General features: G+C 35.3%; 14 protein-coding genes. 12 read left to right on the forward strand and 2 right to left on the reverse strand.

The window, feature by feature from the left end; genetic code table 11:
* Window positions 1-170: 170 nt before the first annotated feature.
* The 3 genes from QZN33_RS06295 to QZN33_RS06305 are packed head-to-tail and all read left to right on the forward strand — an operon-like array spanning window position 171 to window position 1,371.
* Window positions 171-1,016 (forward strand): hypothetical protein, encoded by an 846-nt coding sequence (locus tag QZN33_RS06295; RefSeq protein WP_296790104.1) that lies wholly within the window; start codon window positions 171-173, stop codon window positions 1,014-1,016.
* Between the two features lie 16 nt (window positions 1,017-1,032).
* Window positions 1,033-1,209 (forward strand): hypothetical protein, encoded by a 177-nt coding sequence (locus tag QZN33_RS06300; RefSeq protein ID WP_296790105.1) that lies wholly within the window; start codon window positions 1,033-1,035, stop codon window positions 1,207-1,209.
* Window positions 1,210-1,236: 27 nt separating this feature from the next.
* Window positions 1,237-1,371 (forward strand): hypothetical protein, encoded by a 135-nt coding sequence (locus tag QZN33_RS06305; protein WP_296790106.1) that lies wholly within the window; start codon window positions 1,237-1,239, stop codon window positions 1,369-1,371.
* A gap of 77 nt (window positions 1,372-1,448) precedes the next feature.
* On the opposite strand, the gene QZN33_RS06310 is transcribed toward QZN33_RS06305, so the two are convergent.
* A complete protein-coding gene (locus QZN33_RS06310) occupies window positions 1,449-3,287 on the reverse strand; it encodes a subtype A tannase (RefSeq protein ID WP_296790107.1) in 1,839 nt (612 codons plus the stop codon).
* 102 nt (window positions 3,288-3,389) lie between these two features.
* Here QZN33_RS06310 and QZN33_RS06315 point away from each other — a divergent pair, with 102 nt between their 5' ends.
* Both QZN33_RS06315 and QZN33_RS06320 read left to right on the forward strand, forming a co-directional pair.
* Complete coding sequence (locus tag QZN33_RS06315) at window positions 3,390-4,172, forward strand: hypothetical protein (protein WP_296790108.1); 783 nt, start codon at window positions 3,390-3,392, stop codon at window positions 4,170-4,172.
* Entirely contained in the window at window positions 4,172-4,990 is an 819-nt protein-coding gene (locus QZN33_RS06320; protein ID WP_296790109.1) for a hypothetical protein, read from the forward strand. The genes QZN33_RS06315 and QZN33_RS06320 overlap by 1 nt, the downstream gene beginning before the upstream one ends.
* Here QZN33_RS06320 and QZN33_RS06325 read toward each other — a convergent pair.
* Complete coding sequence (locus tag QZN33_RS06325) at window positions 4,987-5,394, reverse strand: flavodoxin family protein (protein WP_296790110.1); 408 nt, start codon at window positions 5,392-5,394, stop codon at window positions 4,987-4,989. The genes QZN33_RS06320 and QZN33_RS06325 overlap by 4 nt on opposite strands.
* 46 nt (window positions 5,395-5,440) lie before the next feature.
* Here QZN33_RS06325 and QZN33_RS06330 point away from each other — a divergent pair, with 46 nt between their 5' ends.
* From QZN33_RS06330 to QZN33_RS06360, 7 genes are all read left to right on the forward strand, one after another.
* A complete protein-coding gene (locus QZN33_RS06330; protein ID WP_296790111.1) occupies window positions 5,441-6,808 on the forward strand; it encodes an MATE family efflux transporter in 1,368 nt (455 codons plus the stop codon).
* Window positions 6,809-7,070: 262 nt separating this feature from the next.
* On the forward strand, window positions 7,071-12,107 hold the full coding sequence (locus QZN33_RS06335) for a cobaltochelatase subunit CobN (protein WP_296790112.1): 5,037 nt from the start codon (window positions 7,071-7,073) through the stop codon (window positions 12,105-12,107).
* 37 nt (window positions 12,108-12,144) lie between these two features.
* Window positions 12,145-12,852 carry a DUF2162 domain-containing protein gene (locus QZN33_RS06340; protein ID WP_296790113.1) on the forward strand — a complete coding sequence of 236 codons (708 nt, stop codon included), beginning with the start codon at window positions 12,145-12,147 and terminating at the stop codon, window positions 12,850-12,852.
* Window positions 12,853-12,861: 9 nt separating this feature from the next.
* Window positions 12,862-13,506 (forward strand): MotA/TolQ/ExbB proton channel family protein, encoded by a 645-nt coding sequence (locus tag QZN33_RS06345; RefSeq protein WP_296790114.1) that lies wholly within the window; start codon window positions 12,862-12,864, stop codon window positions 13,504-13,506.
* A 13-nt stretch (window positions 13,507-13,519) separates the two neighbouring features.
* On the forward strand, window positions 13,520-13,855 hold the full coding sequence (locus QZN33_RS06350; RefSeq protein ID WP_296790115.1) for a DUF2149 domain-containing protein: 336 nt from the start codon (window positions 13,520-13,522) through the stop codon (window positions 13,853-13,855).
* Between the two features lie 276 nt (window positions 13,856-14,131).
* On the forward strand, window positions 14,132-16,702 hold the full coding sequence (locus QZN33_RS06355) for a DUF3344 domain-containing protein (RefSeq protein ID WP_296790116.1): 2,571 nt from the start codon (window positions 14,132-14,134) through the stop codon (window positions 16,700-16,702).
* A 186-nt stretch (window positions 16,703-16,888) separates the two neighbouring features.
* Entirely contained in the window at window positions 16,889-17,752 is an 864-nt protein-coding gene (locus tag QZN33_RS06360; protein ID WP_296790117.1) for a hypothetical protein, read from the forward strand.
* Window positions 17,753-17,998 lie beyond the last annotated feature (246 nt).

A 17,998-nucleotide genomic window follows, 5' to 3' on the forward strand; every position in this document is an offset into this window, starting at 1 on the left:
ATTAAAAAGTTAATGGATTTTCAATTCATTAATTTATCTATTTTTTTTAAAATGAAATCAATTTTTTATTTTTTCTTTAAAATTGTTTTAACCTTGTATAATTGCCCTAAACTTATATCATATTAATTTAAATACTTTAATAATCTAATGTATTGATTAGATGTGATATTATGGCAATCGAGAAAGATACTACTTTTAAATATATTGGAAAAAATTTCATTAAAGTACTATTCGATCTTGTCAATATGCCTGAAACAGTTGACCCGTATCAGTTGAGGGAAGAAACTGAGGAGATGATATCTCTAAAAATCTCTCAGCTTAAACCGGACTTTGTAGGCAGATCAGGCAATGTTATAGTTATGTTCGAATTTGAAAGCTCATATGTCGGAAAGCCATCTAAAAAAAGATTTCATGCATATGTTGCATTGTATGACTATGAACATAATGATGATGATTTGGACATAATATTTTGCGTTATAACCACAAAAGAGAAATCTAAAATCGCAGAATACAAAATTGGAGATATAGATAATTTCAAAATAACTATTTTCAACATTGCAGAGCTTGGATATGAGGAAATTATAAATAACTCTTTGGACAAAATTGAAAAACAAGAAGTCTTTTCAGCTGAAGAACTGGTTAAATTAGCTTTAACTTCATTAATGCCACCAACTCGTGAAGGAATTATTAATCAGTTCTACAAACTCTCAGAAATGATGGATTATATTGTTTTTGAAGATGAAGAGGCAAGGATATCATTTGTGGGCATTTTGCTGTTGTTAAGCAATATCTATTTTGATATTACTGATAGGATTAGAAAAAAAATACAGGGTGTTTTCATGGGAAAAATAGATTGTATTGTTGAATTATGTGATGAAAAATTTGAAGAAGGTTTGATGGAAGCTGCTAGAAACCTTTTAATTAGTGGTCTTTCTGCGGAATTTGTTTCTGAGAATACTAAGTTGCCTTTAAGTAGAATTGAGGAACTTGAAAGAAAGATTAAATCTTCTAAATAATTTTGGAAGGATTTTCATGACTAAAGTGGATTGTATTGTTGAATTATGTGATGAAAAAGTTGAAGAGGGCTTTATGGAGGGCGCTAAGAAACTTTTAGTTAAAGGTTTTCCAGTAGATATTGTTTCTAATATTATGGAGTTGCCTATTGATAAAGTTGAAGAGTTAAAACGAGAAGTTGAATCTTCTAAATAATTTTAATCATTATTTGGGGTTGATTTCATGACTAAAGTGGATTGTATTGTAGAATTGGCTAATGAAAAAGTTGAAGGAGGTATGATGAAAGCTGCTAAAAATTTGTTAATCAATGGTTTTTCTGCGGAATTTGTTTCTGAGAATATTAATTTGCCTAAGTAAGATTGAAAAACTTGAAAAAGAAATTAAGTCTTCTAATTAATTAAAAAAAGAAAGTTTAAGAAATCAAAATTGATTTCTTAATTTAAACATTTGTTTACCCAATTGATGAAATTGGTGGTACTGTCACCGGTTCTTTCAGCCTGGGTATGTCCCTGGCCCCAGACAGTTGAAAATTCAACATTGTCTGATCCTACTTTACCTAAAACACCTAAATACAGATTTACATCAACACATTGGGATGTGTCTCCCTGTTCAATACCTGTATTTATTCTCCAGTATTTGGCTACATCGGAACTGCCTGAACCATTGTAATAATCGCATAGGTAATACATCGGATTGTACATGTCAACACGGCTTTGCATTGTACTGTTCACTGCATCTGTTTTTTCCAAATCGCTTTGGTATTCATCAGCATAATTGGATGAATAATCGTCGAATTTGGAGTATTTGTCACTGTTGTTTTTAAGAAGATCACTAGCTATTTTATCAAAGTGAGCTGAACCGTTTGCATCAAGTCCGAATAGTCCGTTTTCAGCCTGTGAACGATTTAAATCATCAAAGGCTGGTACTGATTTTGAAGGATTTTTGCAGTGTTTTACAAATGCTTCAAGACTGGTTATCTTGGCAGTATTTGTTTTTTCATCATATTCAATCCATGTGTCATTGCCGTTAAGTGAGGCAATGTAATCTTTTGCAGTATTGTATGTTGTATTGTCTGAGCTGCCTGATGAACCCATTTCACCGCCGGCATTGCCTGATGGTGCACTTCTGGAGTCACTTGGCGCATCACCTGATGGCATATCTCCTGATGGAGCTTCACCTGATGGCATACTTCCTGAGTCGCTTGGTGCATCTCCTGAAGGCATTCCGCCCATTCCTCCTGCACTTGGAGTGTAAGGGAAGGTGGTGTCATTTAAGAAGTTGTTAAGTGACTCTTCAGTAACGCTTAACATGTAGTCATAATATGATCCTGATGCATAAACTCCTGAATCACTTTCTTCCAGTTTTAATGTATTTCCATTAGGGTCTTTAAGGCCTAAATTATTGATGTATGTTGCATATTCTTTTGCCAAGTCACTGCTGAACTCACCAGTGAATGTAGAGCTGTTTCTTACATATTGACCCATATTCCATTCATAGGCAGCATCTGCAGTGTCAAGGTTTGTAATCGGACACCAGCACATTGCTCCTGCAATTGCATTGGATAGAGAATTTCCGTTTTTATCCACCATTGCTGCCTGAATGTCTTCAAGATATGGGTTGTAGAGCTTGCTGTTTCCGCTTGCACCCATTATTGCAGACTGTGCTCCTCCACCACTGTGACCGAATGTAAATATTTTTTCTGAATCTCCCGGAAGGACATCGCCGTTGAATCTGTAGTAGGTTACTGCTGATTTCAAATCGGTTACTCCGTCTGGCGCTTCAGCATTGTCTCTTCCTCTGCAGCCTGCATTCAAATAAATGAAACCTGCATCGGTGTAGTCTTTAACTTCTCCTGATTTGTAGCTGGTTGGTGCTGTGCATGATGAGTATCCCGGTGTATTTACTGGCATTACTATTGGTGCGGATGTTGCTGTGTAGTTTCCAACCTTTTGCCCGTCTTTTATTTTGCATGAGTATGTTCCGTTTGAGTTTTCGCTTGCTTCAAAGTACTTTCCGGGAACGTATATTCCGCATGACTGATATTTTGTATCTTCAGTATTCATACAGTATATGAGTCCTATCTGATAGTAAATGTCATTTTCTTCATCGTAACTCCAGTTGTCCATGTTTATTGATATCTTCTGGCTTAATGCAGAGGCATTATATGAAGGTCCCTCACCTGCCGGTGCGGTTTTTCCAAATAATGTGAATGCTCCTGCAATGGCTATTATCAATACAATGGCAACTATGAGTATTTTGTATATGTTTTTCATATTTTCACCGTTCTATAATATGTAGTATATCGTAATGGAATTTAACTTTTTGTAAAATTACATATACTAAATTAATTAAATGTATTATGTAGGTGAATTTAAGTGGAATTAGTTGCAAAGTCTATATTGGAATTTATTATTGTAATAGCTATTTTTTCTGTTCTGGTCTTTATAGGCATGAAGGTATCTGATAAGATTCAAAACAGTTCCAGCAGGTTTCTTAATCCTGAGGAGTTCCTTCCTCTTGAGGAAGTTCAAACCTTAAAACAGGTATTGTATCTCATACTGATGGCTTTATGTTTCATTAACCTGTTTTATTCAATATCTCTCTTTGATAACTCATGGATATATTTTGTAGTATTTGATCTTTTGCTTTCACTGTTTATCGCTGTTACTATTGAAAAAACATCCAGGATAAATAAAATAATTCTGCTGCTGTTAGTGCCTTACGGATCTCTATCGTTTTTACTTTTCGATGGTATTTCTTTGACTTACGTAGCAGATTTAGTTCATTTTCTGATATTTGCCTATTTCATTAAGTATTACTATGACAGATTCCAGGAATATACATTTTCAAACGGTCTTGGGGTTACAGTTGTACTGACTTTTGCAATAATTTTCTTCAGTTTTTTCATTACTCAATTTGCTGAGAACAAAAGTGCACTGGATTCACTGGTAATGGTTTCCAATGCTTTTACAAGTAATGGTTATGCAGTTCTCGGTAATTCCATTTTCGGAAAACTGAACAGTATACTTCTCGTCTGGGGAGGATATATTATATCAGGTGCCGGTTCAGCAACTCTTACCGCAGCAATTTTAATTAGAAAATTCAACAGGCGGCTGGATGAATTGGAAAATCTTCTCGAAGATGGGAGTGATGAATAATGGTGATGAGTGAGTCAATGATAATTTTAGGTTTAGTTGTGAGTTTATTGGCCTGCAGTTTAATTTTTGCGGGCATGTTTTTCGCTGTAAGATTCATTTTTCCTAGACTTAAAAACAATTCCAAAATTAAATCTTCAAAATTTTTAAAAATTGAGGAATATCTGCCTATGGAGGAAGCACAAACAATAAAACAGGTTTATTATCTGATAATGATTATAATTTTTGTATTCATCATGTTATACTCCATATTCGGATGGCAAAGCGGCCGACATATTATTATTGCAATTGATGTAGTATTTTCAGTATATCTTGCATATGAAATGAATAAAAAAAGTGTTCAAAGAAAATTTCTGTTTTTCTTTTTGATTCCGTTCAGTTCAATTTTTACATTAATCGGAGGAGATCCTTTCGGGTCCATGATTTTCTATGTCCTGGATCTGCTTCACTGTCTGTCATATGTCTATATGATAAAAGTCTATTATCAGAAGTTCCGGGATTATACTCAGACAAACGGTTTGGGAATAACAATAATGCTTTTGTATCTGATAGTACTGTTCAGCTTTTTGTTTACAATCGTTGTGGAAGATGTTTCACCGTTGGATTCAATTGTGATGGTTTCCAATGCTTTTACAAGTAACGGTTATGCGGTTTTAGGTTCATCAGGTATTGGTAAAATTAATGCTATACTTCTGGTGTGGGCAGGTTTCATTTTATCTGGTGTCGGTTCGGCTACACTGGCGGTGGCAATCGTTAGAAGAAGTCTTTTCAAGAGATTTGACCATATCGAAGATTTGATTAAAAAGAATAAGAAAAATTAATTAATTATTCTTTTTGCAAATTCTTTCACGTTTTCTAAATCCTCATCATTAGGACGTCCTCTGTGGACAAGCTTGAATGCTCCTCTGCAGTGGAATTCATCCTCACTCATTTTAAGTCCTTTTGCTTCAACTTCCTTTTTGACCTGTTTGTATGTGGACTCGATGAGAGCTGCTGATGAGAAGTTTACAACTTCACCAACGTTAACATTGATGTTTTGTATGAATTCTTTAATTTTTTTGTCAATTCCTGCAGCATAAACTGCGCTTCCTAAAAACAGAATGTCAACGTCTTCGGTTAAAGGCTCATTCACGGTTTTTGCTTCAACATTTACAACACTGGAAATCGCTTCTGCAAGTTTTTTAGTATTTCCTGTTTTTGTGTAGTATCTAATTGCAATTTTCATTTTTTCACCTTAATATTTTAATTACTCCTTAAACAATATAAATATAATGCAAAATAATTCTAATATTGATTCAATTTTAGGAAATCCCCGAAAGGCCATAAACAAACTGGCCTTTCCGACAATAGCTTCGATGCTTTTGATGTTTTTAAATAATCTGATAGATAGTTTTTGGGTTTCAGGAATCAATGCTGATGCTCTTGCCGCACTGGGTTTTATAACACCACTTTATCTGGTAATCATAGGTCTGGGCAGTGGTGTGGGAGCAGGTGCCAATTCACTGATATCAAGATATGTCGGTGCGAAACGTATTGGTGATGCAAACAACGCAGTTATCCATTCAATAATTTTAACAGTTATGGTGTCTGTTGGTGTTTTAATTGTGGGTATCTTTCTTTTGGAGGATATTGTTGTTCTTTTGGGAGCATCTGATGTCAGGTCATATTGCCTAAGCTACGGCAGCATTATCTTTTTGTTGAATATTGTATTTCTTGCACCCAATGTTACCGCAAGCGTATTTCGGGGGGAAGGCGATGTGAGCCGTGCAACCAAGCCTCTGATGCTGACAGCTGTTTTAAACATGGTTTTGGATCCTGTACTGATTTACGGCTTTGATTTGGGTATTTTCGGTGCAGGTCTTGCAACTGTTATTGCGTCATTAATCGGATGGATTTGGATGCTTTACTGGATTTATATCAAAAAAGACACTTTCTTCAAGTTCAGTTTATCATATTACATCCGCAATCTTGGAATATATAAGGAAATACTGGTTGTTTCACTTCCTGCAGCATCAGAAGAGATTATATTCTCACTTGTTGTTATTATCTTGAATTATCTGATAATTTTAACTGCAGGGGTAGGTGAGGTTGCGGCTTTTACAATAGCATGGAGATTCATATCAATAGCATTTATCCCATGTATGGCAATAGGTCTTGCAACCATAACTGTTTCCGGAGTTGCATACGGAGCCCGTAACTGGCCGAATTTCAATGAAACCATCAAGTATTCGACTCTTTTAAGTCTTGCTATCACATTTCTTATCTGCGGAATATTTTTTGTTTTTGCTTATCCTTTATGTGAAATATTTAATTTCCAGGCGGGAAACCCTGCACTTGTTCACCGCTCAGCTGAAATACTTCAGATGCTTGTATTCTATAACTTTCTAATACCTTTCGGAGCAACTGCAGCCTATACCTATCAGGGTGTCGGTTCAGGATTCAAGTCTTTAACTCTGACAGTCATGAGGGAACTTGTCCTGAGTATGGCATTTGCGTATATTTTGGGCATTACGTTAAATATGGGCATTTTTGGAGTATATCTTGGAGCAATCATCGGAATGAATATAGGTTCCTTCATAGGATTTTGCGTAATCTGGATTTTCAATTTGAAATTCAGAAATGTATGCTTAAATTCTTAAAAAGTATTACTTTTTTTATTGATTTTAAGGTTTTAGTAATACTTTAATCGGGAGTATTACTTTTAAAAAGTTTATTTATATATTGATTATTACTTTTATCTAATGTAACTGATTATTATTACTTTTTTAGCGAATTTAAGCAATTTAGTAATACTTTTTTTAGAAATGTTTATATTTAGATTTATTACAAAATAATTAATTGTAGTAATATTTTTTTATAAATTTTTGCTACTATGTTAACCTTTTATTAAGGAGTTTAAAAATGAATGTTGTTAGAAGAAAACAGATTGTACTATTTCTGCTGCTGATAATATTGTCGGTCAGTTTATTTTCTCAGGTTGCCTTTGCAGAGTCAAATACGACTTGCGAAGACTTAAGCCAGCATGATAATACTGAAGTAGTTGTAAATAGTGAATCTGGTGACTCTAATGATATTGTTCAGAATTCTAAAAATACTACTTTATTTATAGTCAGTGATAATCCTGGAACAAACGTTCTGGATAAGGCCAGTCAGGAACTTTTCGCTGAACATGACATGAAAGGTGTGAATTTGGTTATCCGTAATGGTAATCAGGTTAAAACCATGAGTGAAGATGAATTGGCATTTCTTTTAAATAACAGTGATGCATTCATAGGTGAATGGATCAGCAGTGATGTCGATTCAGTTTTAACAAGTCTTCTTGGAAAATATCCTGAAATGTCCAACAAGGAAATATTTCTCATATTGGAGGCTCCTTCCGGTAATCTGAATTCAGATTCCAGTTCCATCAAGCTTTTAAGAAACAATACTGTGAACTATAACAAGATATTTGCAGGTTTTACAAATGATGAATTAATCAAGTATTTTAAAAATACCAAAAGAGGTCTCGCATACTCCAGCGTCAATGATTATGTGACTAAGGATGCAGACAACTTCAATGAATTTTTAAATCAGCTGGTTTTATACAAAAACCTCAATGACAAGGACAATCTGAAAAATCAGATTCTCTATATTCTTAATTATATGGGTTTGAATTTTAATTATGAAAAACCTACATTCACAGGCTCTAAAAGCTATGGAATTTATAGGGACAGATGGTATTCCCTTGATGAATACATAGAAACCTTCTTCAACAAATCCAACACCCGTACAGTAGGTGTTCTGGAAAGTACCATGTATATTGAATCTCAGCAGTTGCATACCTGCTATGAAATTATTGAATCTTTGGAATCAAGAGGATATAATGTAATTCCAGTATTTGCTGCAGGAGGTTCTGCCGAACAGCTGGCTGTGATGGTTGAGTCATGGACTAATGCAGGAGCAGATATATCAGGATTTCTGGCAGATTCTTCATCATATGAAGTCTATGTTGATGCAATTGTTTCCATGGTGGCATATGGTGTCGGAGGCGAAAACTTCACAAAGGCTACAGACTTTTTTGAAGAAGCCGGAGTTCCTGTATTCAGGGCAGTTCACTCAGATTATGTTTCAAATGAACAGTGGGAGCTTGGATCAACAGGTCTTACCACTGAGAGAAGTGACAAATGGTGGCATATTACAATAGCAGAAACTCAGGGAATTATTGATGCTACATTTGTAGGTGGCGCATCCAGTTACATTTCAAATCTGACAGGTGCCCAGATTACAACATACATTGCGCATAAAGGCAATATAGAGCTTTTATCCGACAGAATTGATTCATGGGTTGATTTGAAGTACACATCCAATGAGGATAAGCTTATATCAATAATTTATTATAATTATCCTCCTGGAAAGCAGAATATCGGTTCAAGTTATCTGGATACAATCAAAAGTATATATAATATGCTTCATACCTTAAAGAATGCAGGTTATGATGTCGGTGAACTTCCGGGCAATGTTTCAGAGCTTGAAAATCTGATTATCTCATGCGGTATCAATGTAGCTACCTGGGCGCCGGGAGAACTTGCAAAACTTGCAAACCGCTCAGAAGTGACTCTGCTTGCGGTAGATGAATACACATCATGGTTCAACTCTCTCGATGATATTGTAAAGATACAGGTTGAAAACGGTACTGTAGCATATATCGGCGAGCTGACAAGACGTGCAGTTGAGCTGAACTACACTTCAACAATTGCCGATACAATTACAGACTGGTACAATCAGGTGGTATCACTTCTTCCGGATGACAAATCCGCTGAAGCAAAAAGAGTTCTTGACAATATAGTTTCTAGCCTGAAAAATTATGCTAAAACTCAGTCAGACGATTATTATGATTTATATTTAAAGTATTATAATGAATTCAATGAATTAAACATTTCAGGATTAAACGGATGGGGTGCAGCTCCTGGAAATGTAATGGTAATCACAAAAAACGGAACAGATTACTTTGTAATTCCTGGATTGACATTTGGTAATGTTTTCATAGCTCCTGAACCTCAAAGGGGATGGGAGTCAGATATTGAAAATCTTTACCACTGTACTGCTGTCGCTCCGACACATCAGTATCTGGCGGCATATTATTATATGAAGACTAAATATTCCAATGCAATGATATTTGTGGGTAGGCACGCTACTCATGAATGGCTTCCGGGTAAGGAAATTCTTCTCTCAGCAACTGATTACGGTTCAGTTGTTGTAGGTGATGTTCCGCAGCTGTATTTCTATATTGCAGACGGTTTAGCAGAAGCTATTCAAGCTAAAAGAAGAGGTTTTGCAGTTATAATTTCACATTTAACCTCTCCTATGGCATACACTCACCTTTATGGAAATCTCACAGTATTGGCAAATCTGATGAATGATTATCAGTCCAATAAAAATATGAAAACTGAATCTGAGATTCGTGATTTGATAATCAAAAATGATTTGTCAACCAATCTGGGATTAAACAAAAGTGATGTCAAAAGCATTTCAATGAGTGTGCTTATTGAAAAGATTGATAATTTCCTGAAATCCACACAGGATACACTATATCCTCTGGGTCTTCATGCATTAGGTGATATGTGGAATGAAAATGATCTGGCAAGTACTGTCAGTGCAATGCTTTCAAAAGATTTGGTTTTAGAGAACAATCAGGGAGTTTTAAATCTGTTCAGAGAGCTTTCAGATATCTACTATTCCAAAGCATACAGTGACCTGACAGCATTTGAAAGGGAATTTATCCTCAACAGGTCCTATGATATAGCCAGGGCATTGATTTATTGGGATGTAAATACTGTTTATTCCACTTTAATCAGTCAAAATTCCAAATTCAACAATTCAAATGTTTTGGGATGTCTGAATTTGGGTAAAAATTATATAATCCTGATTAATGAGAGCATTTCATCTGAACTAAATGCAATGCTTGACGGATTAAACGGCAGGTATATTCCAGTTAGTGAAGGTGGAGAAATCGTTGTAAAACCTGCAATTCTTCCGACAGGAAAGAACATGTTCCAGGACCAGTCAAGCGAACTTCCTACAATGGAAGCATGGGATTATGCTAAAACACTCGCTCTTTTAACTCTTGCAGATTTAAATGACACTACCGAAAAGATTATCATGGGAATCTGGTGTGTTGAAACCGCAAGGGACGATGGTGCTTTAGTATCAACCGTTTTGTATCTGCTTGGAATGAAACCGGTCTGGACAGATTCTTCAAGTGCAGGTTTTGACGATGAAGGAAACCCTACAGGTAAAAAGGTAGGCTCAATGCCGGAAGTAATCAAGCTCAATGATTTAACCCGACCTGAAGGATGGCAAAACAAAAGAATAGATGTAACTGTAATTACCAGTGGGTTATTCAGGGATTTATATTCTTCACAGGCAATCCTTCTTGACAATGCATACAGGGTTACTCTTGCAAGGTCATATCTGACTTTAATCAATAATAAAACATTGATGAGCGGAGAAAAAGGCGCACTGCTCAGGGAAGCTTTGGAAGGTGTTGTCGGCGGAATCAATTATTACGGAGTTTCAAATGAAGCTTTAAACACAAATTATGTTGCACAGCACTGGATTGAAGACTGTCTGTATTATTTAAGTATAGGTTATAATGCTACTTATGCCGGCGAATGTGCTATTACACGTATTTTCGCACCTCCTAACGGCGATTACGGTGCCGGAATATCCAAACTGGTTTCAATGTCATGGACATGGAATGATACAGATGAGCTGGCTCAGTTCTATCTGGGCAGAATGGGTAACATGTACTCTAAAAATTACTGGGGAGATACAAACTCATTAGTCTTTTTAAGAGCATTATCCAACTCAGACACTATCATTACTAGCCGTAACACCAATCAGTACGGTGTTCTTGACAATGATGACTTCTTCGATTACTGGGGCGGTCTTTCCATGGCTGTTGAAAATGCTTCCGGAAAAACACCGAAAATGAAAGTGCTGATGTATGCAGATAAGGACAATGCCTATATCTCCTCTCTTGAAGAGGTAATGTATAGGGAAATTGCTGCAAGATATGACAATCCGAACTGGATTAAAGGAATGATGAATGAAGGTTACAGCGGAGCCCGCTATATGTCAAATAAATTTGTTAGCAATTTATATGGCTGGCAGGTAACAAGACCAACATCCGTCAGTGATGATTTGTGGAATAGGGTATACAATACATATTACAAGGATAAATATGGAATTGGTGTTAAAGACTGGCTGATGAGTGGAAATAATGCATATTCATTAATTTCCATGAGTGGAACAATGCTGACAGCAGCCTATGAGGGTTACTGGAATGCGGATAAGTCAACTTTAACAGATATTGCCAATACATGGGCTAAGGCTACAGTTCAGAACGGCGTTGCATGCTGTGACTGCAGTTGCGGAAATATTGCTATGATGCAATGGGCAGTTCAATATGTAAATCCGGATATTCTGGCTCAGTTACTTCCTAAATTGTATCAGGCTACTCAAAATCCGATATTTTTGAAAAACAATAATAATGTTCCTCCTGAAAATATTGACCCTACAAATGATGAAGCATCAACTCCTAATCCTACCAAAGGATCAACATCTTCATCAACAATATCTGCAAATTCAACAACTACAAACAGCAATCAGTATTCACAAAGCAGTGCAAATTCACAGGGACAATCTGTCAGTGATGCCGGCGAAAGCTCTTCTCAGGGAGATGTTGGCGGAGCAAGCAGCGAAGGTGCTGATGTTAAGAAATCCATAGAAATCAATCCTGTTACACAACAATCTGCAAGCGAGGTTGGAATGAGCCTTATTGCAGTTTTAGGTGTAATATGTTTAATATTAATTATTGGAGTCGGCTACTTTAGAGATAATGATAAAGACAAAAAATCGAATAGTAATTTGGATGAGCTATTCAATGAAAAATTATGAATAGTTCATTTAATTTTTTTATTTTAGAGGTAAGGAAATGGATGTAATTAGTTTATTATGGCAGCTGGGTATTTTATCAGCAGTTTTGATATTTGGAATAAAACTGGGCCTTGCAACAGGTCTGGCAAATATGTCCAAGAGATATTTGGCAATGGTTACTATTGGTTATGGTGGTGGAGTTTTAATTTTGACTGAAATTTCATCATTTTTCACAACTCAGATAACAGATCTGATTTATACTTATAATTTTGAGTTCTTTTTGATAATGGCAGTAATTATGATTCTTGCAGGAATATTTACAATAAGGGAATATAAGGTATTTGAAAAGAATACTACTGCTGCAACCTGTATGGCGGTTGTTGCACCATGTCCGTGCTGTTTCGGATCAATTATTGTAAGTATTATGCTGGTCGCACCTACTGTAGGACTTGGGCTGATGAATTTAAGTGTAATTGTTGCGGGCGCTTTGATGCTGACAATTTTAGTGACTTATTATGCTTCAAATTATCTTGTTCAGTTTATCAAAAAACCTTATCCTATTGTGCTAGGTAACTTCATGCTCTTTTTAGGAATTTATTTCCTGATTTCCGCATTGTTCCTGCCGAATATAACAGCACTGCTTGCAGACCCTATGGATGCAATATCTATTCAGTCTCCTGAATATATTCTGGCTGTTTTAGGATTAATGTTATTGATAATGTTTTTAGGCGGATTTTACTTTAAAAACAATAGTTATTTGGACTGAGGTGTTATTATGGTTACTACTGTTCCGGGAAGTGAAATTCTAACTTCCGGTTTGAATATGATTGCTCAAAGCCTGCAGATTCCTGTAATTATATTTCTTGTAATCTTCGCATTTTTTGCAGTGGTTACACTGGGAAGTCTGATTGCGGAGTATACTTCAAGAAAAAAGGTATCTCCTGAGGCTCTTGAAAAACTGATTTATGCAATATCCAATGCACAGTCAAGTGATGAGCTGATGAATGTCATTAAAAACGCTAAGCTTTATGACAATCAGAAAGTCATTTTGGTTAAGATTTTAAGAGGTGACAGCCTAACTGCACAAACCAGAGAGACTCTTGCAAGAAAGCTGGTTGAATTTGAAGAGGCAAATTCTGCTAAAAGGATTGAAAGAACAGATATCGTTACACGTATTGGTCCTACTTTAGGGCTGATGGGTACTTTAATTCCAATGGGTCCTGGTCTTGCGGCATTGGGAGCTGGTGACGTAAATACCCTTGCAAATGCTATCATTGTAGCATTCGATACAACAGTTGTCGGTATCGGTGCAGGTGCAGTGGGATATTTTGTTTCAAAAATCCGACGCAGATGGTATGAAGAGGACCTTTCCAATCTGGATGCGTTGTGTGATGCGCTTTTGGATAAGTTAAAACATTGATGGAGCTCTATATATGGTCAGGCGCAAATGCAAAAAACGATTCAGCGAGGGTGAAGAGGACCCTATGGCAGGAACTTCCAACCTTGTAGATGCAATGCTTGTTATTGCTGTTGGCTTTTTGATTTTTGTTGTAATCAGCTGGAATATGCAGAGTGTCATATTTCAGGATACCTCTCAAGACCCTTCTCAAGCTGTTCAGCAGTCTCCAACCAATATTACTGAAGTGACTGAAGGTCAGGAGCTAAACGAGACTCCGGAGTCTTCAGAAAGTTCCGGTCAGGGATATATGGAAATGGGTAAAGTATATAAGGACCCTTCCACGGGTAAGCTGATAATGGTTGAAGGTTAATAGAAATTTGGTAAAAAGTATTACTTTTTATCATTAAAAATTTTTTTAAAGTATTACATTTTATAATTTTTTTCTTTGTTGAGTATTACTATTTTGCAAAAGTAATACTTTTATGGGCTTTTTTCTTGATTTAGTAATAAGATAATCTTTATATTGTTATTACTACTCTATTTTAATTGAGGCTGTTTTATTTATTGCATTAAAATTCTTATTTGAAAAATCTCTTATTCCTTATGCTTTATATATAAACTGCCTACAAAATTGTTTAGGGATATTATGAAAAGGAAATCATTAGTTTTTATTTTTGCTTTGGTTTTCATGATTGTTTTTTCTCTTAGTGCGGTAAGTGCAGATAACGGTCCGGACGGAATATCCGGTGAAGTATCTGGTGATGTTGATATTAAAACCGCAAATCCGTGGAATACAAGTGGTGAGCTAAGCTATGACATACCTGCTGATGCTCAGGATATTAAAAGCGCAAATGTTTATGTAAATGTATATGGCGGAAGTGCAAAAAATACTCATGGAGCAAACGCTAACATAAGTTTAATAACACAAAACGGCGAAAAACAGATAGCCAGTGAGGAACTCTGGATTGAAGACGGTTCTGCAGATGGTACTGTTTACCCGGTCAATGACCATACAACAAAATGTTACTCAGACTATCAGATGTATTATGATATTACTGATTCTCTTAAAGGATTAAACGGATCTGCAATAACACTTAAAGTGGACACCTTCAAAATGGATAATAAAACCTTTGACGGCAGAATCAAACTGATAGGACTGGTTATTGCATATGATGACGGAGACAGCGATGTAATCAACTACTGGGTTGACTCTACACAAAAATGGTCAAAAACAAATGTTACAACAGTATTTTCAACAAAAAACATAACTGCTTTAAACAATGCAGAATTATACAGTATTGTTCTTTCCAGTGCTGACGGCAGCTATAAAGTCAATGATGTACTGTTGGGTGATGCTAAAGACCATGCATCAGGCAACTACTATCAGTACAATTACTGGGATGTAACTGATAATTTTAAAAAAGGTGAAGATACTGAATTTTTATCAATGTATGCTGGAACAAGTGCCTACGGTTCAATAAAGAATGTTTTATCACTATTAAAAACATCTTCCATTAGTGCCGATGCAACACTTGCTACCGAATACACAAATACCTGCTATGCAGGCACAAACAATACTGTCACAATTACTGTAAACTCAAATAAACCGGGAAAATACACTGTTGAATTATTGGCTGACGGTGTTGTTGTAAATTCCACTGAAACTGATATTGACGGTACAGCTACAGTCCTGTTGACTGACCAGACAGTCAGGCCTGTAAATGAAACAACAGTTAACGGTGCAGATAATGTTAAAGTCACTTATGCAGTCAATGTTAAATACGGTGATAATGTTGTTGCTCAGGCAAACAAAACAGTACCTGTATTGTACAATGGTAATTTAGGCAAAGCTTTCGCTTACAATGCAACCTATATTGAAGATACTCAAAAGTATGAAATAACAGGAATGATGGAAGTTTTAGTTAAAGATGATTCAACATATATGTCTGCCGCTACAACTAACAGAAGCGACGTTTGGGAAATAAAACTTGATGAAAATTCCACATTTACAAACGCATTGGTTTATGTTGCATATAACTGGGATAAATCCGGCGTTGCAGGACCTGTATTTAACACAACTTTCAACGGCGTTTCCGTTGCCCCTAAAGCTCATTACAGAGACCAGTCCAATTTAGGTACCTACGGTAAATACGGATATGGATTGTTCATATATGACGTTTCTGATTTAATTGCAGAAGGCAACAATACATTAATCATCACTAAACAGTCAGGTTTGACTGCTGTATATCCAAGTACTTTAATTTACTTTACCAATATGACAGGCAGTGATCTTTTAACCACCATATTCATTGGAAACGGTGCTGATTTACTCTCTGCAAGCAGCTACAACAAGGCAGGAAGAACTGTTAAAACTGATGCATCCTTAGAAATTGACAGTGAGGTTAATCAGTTTGAAAAAGTAAACATGCTTATTTTTGCAGCCAGTGCACAGCCTGGTGAAGGTAATATAATCTTCAATGGTGAGGTATCTGAAAATGTATGGAACGGCTCTTCAAACTCTATTGGTGTATTCTACACTGATGTAACAAAATTCTATCATCAGAATAATGTTTCATTTGTCGCAACAGGTTCCACCATATTAGCTTTACAGCAGATATTTGCTATCAGTCAAAAAATCACTCTTGATACAACTGTTGCTCCTAAAGCATTGTCCACTACTTATGATTCAGGCAAATTATTCACTGTAACTGTCAAGGATGAATATGGTAATGCAGTTGATGGATTAAAACTTAATTTAAAAGTTTTCACAGGAAAAACATCCAAAACTTATTATGTAACAACTAAAAATGGTGTTGCATCATTTTCACTCGCTTCAAAATTGGCTATCGGAACTCATAAAGTGGAAATCACTTCATCTGCAACTAACTATAATGTCAAAAAGACCACTTCATCCATTAAAGTAGCTAAGGCAAAAACCACTGTCACTGCTCCAAAAGTTACTGCAAAAGTGAAAAAATCCAAATACTTTAAGGCAACAGTCAAAAACAAAGCAACCAAAAAGGCTGTTAAAAATATAAAAGTAAAAATCAAAGTATACACCGGCAAAAAATACAAAACTTTCACTGCTAAAACTGACTCCAAGGGTGTTGCTAAAATCAATACAAAATCCTTGAAAGTCGGTAAGCATAAGGTTGTAATTTATTCCGGAAATTCCAAGTATGCTATTTCCAAAACAAGCAGTATTGTTATTAAATAGGGTTTTTCCCTATTTTCCTTTTTTTTATTAATGATTTGAAAATTTTCAGAATTTATTCAGTTCAGTTAAATTATTTTTAATTTTGGTTCAATTTTTTTAAAATGTTTTAATTTATTCGGCTGTTATAAAACTAATTTTATAATTACTTATATATACTATGAACATATATTTATTATTGTGGGAAAAATGGTTAAAAAAACACTAACATTAATGATTAACAGTACATTCTATGATATGGTAGCTGAGTACAGCTGTTTTATTAATGAAGTGCTGCCAAAACTCCAGGAAGAATGTCTGAAACATGATATTGAGATTAATTATCGTGATGTTGCTTTTTCAGTTCCAAGAAAAGAAGCTGATAAGGGAATTGTGCTTCAGGATTTCAGATTCATTGATTATGACAGGACATTTTTCATATGCTTCAGGGCTCAAAAACTTGGATGGAGACCTAACCACATGAATATTGACGGTCTTACAATCGATGAGTATCCTGAACTTGTTGGATATATAGGAAATGTTTCTATTACGGAACTAGCAATCATGCATGCGCTGGTGCCCTTTGACAGATATGTGGATGGTGTCAAATGCGATTTGCAACCGGTCAAGCATTCTCTTTTTTATTTCCGGAATCATGGATATGAAAATGATTTGGATGATTCAATTAAGCCATATTATCTTAATAAAACCAACGGCGAGCTCAAATCAATACAGGATATAGAAGTTGCCAAGTCAAAAGATCTGATTAACGAAATCAAGCATGCCTTTGATGATAATCCTGATAATCATGCCCGTATTTTTATAAGAAACTATGATGCAGTATGGGATAAAAATCTCGACGGCTTTGAAATGTTTATGGATTATGTTGGCAAATACTCCGAAATTGCAGAAAATCCCCTGGATGATTTTGTAGACATTCACAGGGAATATCTTTGCACAGATGAAAAAGGAGCATTATCACAACTTTCTCATGAAGGAAGACCTCTTGGCGAAGTGATGTATGAAGATATTCTGAATGAACTTAAACTTGAGTTTCCTGAAAATTTTAAATAATTTAATTTATATTAAATTTATTCATTTTTTTTTAATATTTTAAAATTTTTTTATGTGATTTGGATATTTTTAGATTCGATTTTAAATAAAGCACTTTTTAAACCCAATTAATTATTTTTGAGTAAAATATATTAGTCATTTGAATATATTTTTCGGATTTATTTTTTTCATTGTTTACATTTACTTAATTTTATTTTTTTAGTTTTGGAATAATTCATTTTTTTCATTAATATTTTGAACATTTTT

The sequence above is a fragment of the uncultured Methanobrevibacter sp. genome (assembly GCF_900314615.1).
Taxonomy (GTDB): domain Archaea; phylum Methanobacteriota; class Methanobacteria; order Methanobacteriales; family Methanobacteriaceae; genus Methanocatella.

Bases quoted from the DNA above. Each gene is read 5' to 3' on its own strand.
- QZN33_RS06295 (WP_296790104.1), top strand. From the start codon at position 171: ATGGCAATCGAGAAAGATACTACTTTTAAATATATTGGAAAAAATTTC.
- QZN33_RS06350 (WP_296790115.1), top strand. From the start codon at position 13,520: ATGGTCAGGCGCAAATGCAAAAAACGATTCAGCGAGGGTGAAGAGGAC.
- QZN33_RS06305 (WP_296790106.1), top strand. From the start codon at position 1,237: ATGACTAAAGTGGATTGTATTGTAGAATTGGCTAATGAAAAAGTTGAA.
- QZN33_RS06340 (WP_296790113.1), top strand. From the start codon at position 12,145: ATGGATGTAATTAGTTTATTATGGCAGCTGGGTATTTTATCAGCAGTT.
- QZN33_RS06345 (WP_296790114.1), top strand. From the start codon at position 12,862: ATGGTTACTACTGTTCCGGGAAGTGAAATTCTAACTTCCGGTTTGAAT.
- QZN33_RS06325 (WP_296790110.1), bottom strand. From the start codon at position 5,394: ATGAAAATTGCAATTAGATACTACACAAAAACAGGAAATACTAAAAAA.
- QZN33_RS06320 (WP_296790109.1), top strand. From the start codon at position 4,172: ATGGTGATGAGTGAGTCAATGATAATTTTAGGTTTAGTTGTGAGTTTA.
- QZN33_RS06355 (WP_296790116.1), top strand. From the start codon at position 14,132: ATGAAAAGGAAATCATTAGTTTTTATTTTTGCTTTGGTTTTCATGATT.
- QZN33_RS06330 (WP_296790111.1), top strand. From the start codon at position 5,441: ATGCAAAATAATTCTAATATTGATTCAATTTTAGGAAATCCCCGAAAG.
- QZN33_RS06335 (WP_296790112.1), top strand. From the start codon at position 7,071: ATGAATGTTGTTAGAAGAAAACAGATTGTACTATTTCTGCTGCTGATA.
- QZN33_RS06360 (WP_296790117.1), top strand. From the start codon at position 16,889: ATGGTTAAAAAAACACTAACATTAATGATTAACAGTACATTCTATGAT.
- QZN33_RS06310 (WP_296790107.1), bottom strand. From the start codon at position 3,287: ATGAAAAACATATACAAAATACTCATAGTTGCCATTGTATTGATAATA.
- QZN33_RS06300 (WP_296790105.1), top strand. From the start codon at position 1,033: ATGACTAAAGTGGATTGTATTGTTGAATTATGTGATGAAAAAGTTGAA.